This is a genomic window from Lacinutrix mariniflava (genome assembly GCF_001418015.1).
In the GTDB taxonomy this organism is placed as follows: domain Bacteria; phylum Bacteroidota; class Bacteroidia; order Flavobacteriales; family Flavobacteriaceae; genus Lacinutrix; species Lacinutrix mariniflava.
The window spans coordinates 144,792-151,565 of the sequence record NZ_LIQG01000029.1; the positions used below are offsets into that span (position 1 = coordinate 144,792).

Annotated in this window: 6 protein-coding genes; 4 read left to right on the forward strand and 2 right to left on the reverse strand. The window is 32.3% G+C overall.

Annotation, left to right across the window (positions count from 1 at the left end):
* Positions 1-7: 7 nt before the first annotated feature.
* On the forward strand, positions 8-550 hold the full coding sequence (locus ASC44_RS15190; protein ID WP_055448472.1) for a DUF4252 domain-containing protein: 543 nt from the start codon (positions 8-10) through the stop codon (positions 548-550).
* 133 nt (positions 551-683) lie between these two features.
* On the opposite strand, the gene purB is transcribed toward ASC44_RS15190, so the two are convergent.
* A complete protein-coding gene (gene purB, locus ASC44_RS15195; protein ID WP_055448473.1) occupies positions 684-2,027 on the reverse strand; it encodes an adenylosuccinate lyase in 1,344 nt (447 codons plus the stop codon).
* A 617-nt stretch (positions 2,028-2,644) separates the two neighbouring features.
* Positions 2,645-3,208, reverse strand: a complete 564-nt coding sequence (locus ASC44_RS15200; RefSeq protein WP_055448474.1) for a hypothetical protein — start codon at positions 3,206-3,208, stop codon at positions 2,645-2,647.
* A gap of 120 nt (positions 3,209-3,328) precedes the next feature.
* On the opposite strand from ASC44_RS15200, the gene ASC44_RS15205 reads away from it, so the two are divergent.
* The 3 genes from ASC44_RS15205 to ASC44_RS15215 are packed head-to-tail and all read left to right on the forward strand — an operon-like array spanning position 3,329 to position 6,702.
* Positions 3,329-3,802: a heme-binding domain-containing protein gene (locus ASC44_RS15205; protein WP_055448484.1), complete on the forward strand. Its 474-nt coding sequence runs from the start codon at positions 3,329-3,331 to the stop codon at positions 3,800-3,802.
* Positions 3,803-3,854: 52 nt separating this feature from the next.
* On the forward strand, positions 3,855-5,093 hold the full coding sequence (locus tag ASC44_RS15210) for a glycosyltransferase (RefSeq protein ID WP_055448475.1): 1,239 nt from the start codon (positions 3,855-3,857) through the stop codon (positions 5,091-5,093).
* A 43-nt stretch (positions 5,094-5,136) separates the two neighbouring features.
* A complete protein-coding gene (locus tag ASC44_RS15215; protein WP_055448476.1) occupies positions 5,137-6,702 on the forward strand; it encodes a serine hydrolase in 1,566 nt (521 codons plus the stop codon).
* Positions 6,703-6,774 lie beyond the last annotated feature (72 nt).

The window sequence follows — 6,774 nt, forward strand, 5'->3', positions numbered from 1 at the left end:
GTATCCTATGAAATCAATTATAAAAACTCTTTCCTTAAGCCTATTTTTAGCACTTGCGTTAGTAAGCTGTAAAGATGAAGCTTCAATACAAAGCTACTTTGTAGACCATCAAGACAAACCTGAGTTTTTAACTTTAGACCTATCACCAAAAATGTTAGACATTTCTGAAGTTGAATTAAACGAAGAACAAAAAGACGTCTACAAGTCGTTCGAAAAAGTTAACATTTTAGCATACAAAGCGAAAGATGTAAGTAAGGAGAACTATACTAAAGAGTTAGAAAAAGCAAAAGCAATTTTTAAGAACGAAAAGTATAGTGAGTTGATGGAGTTTAGCGACAATGGTATAAGATTTAGAGTCAATACTATTGGAGATGAGGATACGGTAGAAGAATTTTTAGTCTTAGCAAGCTCTAACGAATATGGGTTTGCAGTAGTAAGAGTTTTAGGAAATGATATGAATCCAGAAAAACTATATCAGTTACTTTCTCAAATGCAAAATGCAGATGTAGACGGGAATCAACTTCAAAAGGTTATGGATTACTTTAAATAATAAACCATAGTTTATATACATTAAAAAAGGCTTATCGAGAGATAAGCCTTTTTTTTATTTGTATTGTTTTTAAAGAAAGTAAATTAAATCTTACTTCTAGATTGTTAGAAGCAAAGCAATCTAGACTCTTTTTCTATATCCCAGTATAATTACTTGGAGAAATAGCTTTCAATTCTGTTTTTATAGCATCGCTAATTTCCAAAGTATCAATAAAGTTAGAAATAGACGTTTTAGTAATCGCTTCGTTAGTTCTTGTTAAGCCTTTTAAAGCTTCGTAAGGATTTGGGTAAGCTTCACGACGTAAAATAGTTTGTATCGCCTCTGCAACCACAGCCCAATTGTTTTCTAAATCTTGAGCAAATTTAGGTTCGTTAAGTAGTAATTTATTCAATCCTTTTAAAGTCGACTGAAAAGCAATAAGTGTATGTCCAAATGGTACACCAACATTACGCAACACAGTACTATCTGTTAAATCACGTTGTAAACGCGAGATAGGTAATTTTGCCGATAAATGTTCGAAAATAGCATTTGCTAATCCTAAATTACCTTCAGAATTTTCAAAATCTATTGGGTTTACTTTATGTGGCATTGCGCTACTTCCTACTTCTCCAGCTTTAATTTTTTGTTTAAAATAATCCATAGAAACGTACGTCCAGATATCACGATCTAAATCAATAATAATGGTGTTAATACGTTTTAAGCAATCAAACAAAGCAGCCATATGGTCGTAATGCTCAACCTGCGTTGTTGGGAAAGAATGAGATAAACCTAATTTGTCCTGTACAAAAGCACTACCAAAAGCTTTCCAATCAATTGTTGGGTATGCCACTTTATGTGCATTAAAATTACCAGTTGCACCACCAAATTTGGCAGCACTAGGTATATCATTTAATAAATTAAATTGCTCTTTTAAACGCACTACAAATACCTCAATCTCTTTACCTAAACGCGTAGGCGAAGCTGGCTGTCCGTGTGTTCTTGCTAACATTGGTATATCTGCCCAATCACTAGCTAATTCTTCTAAACGTTTTAATAACTCGAAATAACGCGGTACATAAGCGTCGTTCATAGCTTCCTTAATACTTAAAGGAATTGCAGTATTGTTTATGTCTTGAGACGTTAATCCAAAGTGTATAAACTCCTTGTATTGTTCAAGTCCAAGCTTATCAAATTCCTTTTTTATAAAGTATTCTACGGCTTTTACATCGTGGTTTGTAACACTTTCTATGTCTTTAATAGCTTGAGCATCTTCAGTAGAAAAGTCTTTATATATTTTACGCAAATCTTCAAAAACCGAAGGATTAACACCTTCTAATTGTGGTAAAGGCTGTTCGCAAAGTGCAATAAAATATTCTACTTCCACTAAAACGCGATATTTAATCAGGGCCTCTTCACTAAAGTAATCGCCTAATATTTCAATTTTGTTTCTATAACGTCCATCTATTGGTGAGATGGCATTTAATGCATTTAATGACATAGTTGTGTGTTGTTTTGTTTCAAATTTTGAAAGGCATAAAGATAGTTTTTTTAGACAGAAGACCGAAGCTTAAGTTAGAAGTTTTTGGTAGTTAATAATACGTATTTTAAATCCATCGTTATTGCAGGAAATGATGAATGATTTTTATGCATTCTTTTATTATGGCGTTTCCTTTTACTCATACCTGCCAGGTTAAAAAAACCTGTCAGGATCGCAAAAGGTCAGGTTTTCCGCTATATCTTTTTTTTGCCATATATGGCAGCAAAAAAAAGGATGCCGCATCAACCCTTAACGCGCTTACTCTAAATACTAATCGTTATGTTTAAAAAGCTGCTTTGCGCTTTAAGTAAACCATCCGCTTTTGTCTTCAAAAAAAAACAACTTCCTTTAACTAAAGTAAGGAGCGCTTAGCGATTGTATTTATAGTAAACAAACAAACATTTAGTTACGAAACATAATTTTATACTTAATAAGTTTACGATGTAGTGCTCTCCTCTTATTTCTAAGAGGAGAATGAATTTCAGTTTAACAAAAACTGAAAGAAAGAGGAGTTAATTTTATTTATTAGTTTTTCACTATTCACTATTCACTATTCACTATTCACTATTCACTATTCACTATTTCCCAATCTTCTTCAAAATATGTCGGGCTCTAGCTTTAAATCCAGAACTCTGCATTTGGTAATCACGCTCTAAAATTAAAGCCAATTCTGGATGAATCCAATCATAATCTCGCCCTAAAAGAAACAAACTATTCATAGCATAGGCTTTAGGCGCTATTTTTTCGTCATTAATCATCCAATCAAAACAAGCTTCAATAATTTTTTCTTTATGCTCAGCATTTAATGCATGCTTAATATCATTATCCTGTTTGCTATACAATGCTTTTACTAAATATTCACACACTTTGGCAACAGGTCTTACTGCCGAATCTAAATGTACTTTATTCATGTTTTTAGTAAAAGTATCTAGATATGGAATAATAGTGTTTAAGTTTTCTCCGCACATAAATTCGAAAACCCACGCAGCACGCGGTGATATTATATCGTCTACCATAAAAAGAATATCTAACAGTTTAGGTATTAAGCTTGTGTCGTTAATAACCATATTAGCATAGTATAATCGCTTCTCTCTAGAGTGATTTACATAATTTAATTCTTGATATAAGGCTTCAGTAGTCAAATGAAATTATTATTTTTAGGCTTTAAAATTAAGAAAAATGCAATGAGTGTGTTATTTTTTTGTGATTAAAGATTACTAACTCATAATATCCAATTGTTAAATGAAAATAAATATAGACCTATGAAAATTGTAAAAAAAATATTACTTCTATTATTAATTGTATTTGTAATTGCTCAGTTTTTTGGACCAGAAAAAAATGAAGGTTCATTAGAATCTGTAGCTGCCTTTTTAGAAGACACTAAACCTCCAGAAAATGTAAAAACCATATTAGAAAATGCTTGTTTTGATTGCCACAGTAGTGCAACACGCTATCCTTGGTACAATAATATAACACCAGTAAATTATTGGATGGCAGAGCATGTAAAGGATGGAACAAAACATTTTAATGTCTCTAGTTGGGAAGGATCTTCTATAAAAAGAAAAGACCATAAAATGGAAGAATTAATAGAGATGGTTGAAGAAAAAGAGATGCCATTACCTTCTTATACTTGGACTCATGGTGAAGCTAAATTAAGTGACCAACAAATTGCAGACGTCTTAAAATGGGCAAACCAAGTAAGAACTATTTATGCTTTGGCTCCAAGGCCACAATAAGTTATTAGACCAAATTTCATTATTTTAATAGAACACTTTTAAATTATCCCTCTTGAATAAAACACTTCTTATTATTGGCTTCGTTTGGCCAGAACCTCAAAGTTCTGCAGCAGGAAGCCGAATGATGCAACTTATAGAAATATTTAAAACTAAAAATTACAATATTACTTTTGCCACAGCGTGTGCTAAAAGTGATAATGCTTTCAATTTAAAAGAAATAGGCGTAGAGACAGAGCACATTGTACTTAACGACTCTAGTTTTGATGTTTTTGTAAAAGACCTAAATCCAAATGTGGTGTTGTTCGATCGTTTCATGATCGAAGAGCAGTTTGGATGGAGAGTTGCAGAACATTGCCCTAAAGCGCTTAGAATTCTTGATACAGAAGACTTACACAGTTTAAGACGAGGTCGACAACAAGCACTAAAAGATAATACTGTTTTCGATATTAGTTACTTATATAACGAAACAGCAAAGCGAGAAATAGCAAGTATCTATAGATGCGACTTGTCTATCATTATTTCTGAAGTAGAAATGGGAATTTTAAGGCAACAATTTCATGTTAGCGATGGTTTACTTTGCTACTTGCCATTTTTGGTAGATTCTATTTCTCAGAAATCACAAAAAGCCTTGCCAGATTTTAAAAAACGAGAACACTTTATTACCATTGGTAATTTTCTGCATCAACCAAATGTGGACGGCTTAATACATTTAAAGCAAAACATTTGGCCACTTATAAGAAAGAAATTACCTAAAGCCGAAATTCATATTTATGGCGCTTACGTTACAGAACAAGCAAAGCAGTTAAATAACGAAAAAGAAGGTTTTATTATAAAAGGTTATGCGGACGATGTTAGTAGTATCATGCAAAATTATAAAATTTGCTTAGTACCATTACGTTATGGAGCAGGTTTAAAAGGTAAGATTTTAGATGCTATGTTAAATGGTGTTCCATGTGTAACTACAAGTATTGGAGCAGAAGGTATGTATGGAGATTTAGAACCTAACGGGTTTATAGAAGATACTCCAGAAGACTTTGCCGAAAAATCTGTAGAGCTATATACCAATAAAATTTTCTGGGCTGGAAAACAAAAATTAGGTATAAATATTATCAATATTCGTTTCGATAAGCAACTCTATGCAAAAGATTTTCTTCTTAAAGTTGAAAACACCCAAAATGCATTAGAAGTGCACCGAAGAAATAACTTTACGGGTAGCATGCTTATGCATCATACTTTGCAGAGTACAAAGTTTATGAGTAGATGGATAGAGGAGAAGAATAAAAAGGAATAACTGTATCTTTATTACAACCGTTATCTAATTTTAAATTATAATTATGAAAACCACAACACTTAAAAAAGTAATATTCCTAATGTTGCTAGTATTTACATCTATGGTAAATGCGCAAATAAACACTAAGCAAGTAGACTCTTTGGTTAACTATGCTATGAGTAAATTTAATGTTGCAGGTTGTGCTGTTTCTATAGTAAAAGATGGTAAAGTGATTCATAGTAAAGGTTATGGTGTAAAATCTATTATCACAAAAAGTCCTGTAAACGAACACACGCAATTCGCTATAGCTTCTAATAGTAAAGCCTTTACTACTGCTGCTTTAGCGATTTTAGTTGAAGAAGGAAAAATTAATTGGTTAGATAAAGTAAAAGACCATATTCCAGAATTTACAATGTATAATCAGTATGTTGAAGATAACTTTAATATTCAAGATTTGGTAACACATCGTAGTGGTTTAGGTTTAGGCATGGGAGATTTAATGTTTTTTCCTGATGGCACCGATTTTAAAATGAAAGATTTACTAGCCAGTTTTCAGTATTTTAAACCAGAATCTGCTTTTAGAACCAAATGGGATTACGATAATTTATTATATATAGTAGCAGGAGAACTTATTGCAAGAAAAAGTGGCATGACATGGGAAGAGTTTATTAGAATTAATATTCTGGAACCTTTAGATATGGATAATACTTACGCGTCTTTAGATAAGATAAAAGACACTAATAACTTATCGTCTTCACATGCTGTTGAAAAAGGTGAGATTAGAGTTATTCCTACTTTTAAAGAAATGATGAATGGTGCTGCAGGTGGTATTTTTTCTAATGTAGATGATCTTTCGCAATGGATGTTGTTACAATTAAATAAAGGAAAGTTTGGAGATAGTTTGAAGAAACAATTGTTTTCAGAAAAAAATCATCGTGAAATGTGGAAAGTGCATACTGTTATGAGTGCAGATCCAAACCCAAGATATAATTCGCACTTTGCAGGTTATGGGTTAGGTTGGTTTCTTTCTGATGTAAAAGGTAATATGAAGGTTGAACACACTGGCGGACTTCCAGGAATGTTATCTAACACCGTTTTAATACCAGACCTTAACCTTGGAGTCGTTATACTAACCAATACTAGTGATGATGGAGGTGGTTTGTTTTCTGCTGTAGCAAATGCAATTACCGACGAGTATTTAGGATTAGATAACTTTAATTGGGTAGATAAATACGCCGCATATTATAAAAATCGTACTGCAGGAAATGATGATTCTTCAAAAAAAGTATGGGACGCCATAGCAACTGTAGACGCCGAACATATTAATTACAAAAATTACACAGGTTTTTACAAAGACAGTTGGTTTGGTAAAGCTGAAGTTTTTAAAAAGAAAGGTAAATTATATATTCAGTTCTTACGCTCACCAAAACTAAACGGAGAATTACAATATTATAAAGATAATATTTTTGCTGTAAAATGGGAATACCAAGACATGAATGCAGATGCCTTCGTTACTTTTGGTCTAGATGCTAAAGAGAAAGCGCAAAGTATAACCATAAAAGGTATTTCTCCAAATATAGATTTTAGTTTCGATTTTCAAGATTTAGATTTGCAACGCGTAAAAGAGTAGTTTTTTTACAATTCCTATTAAGGCAGGAATCCACTTTTATAGCCATAGTGAATAATAAATAAAAAAGCCTCA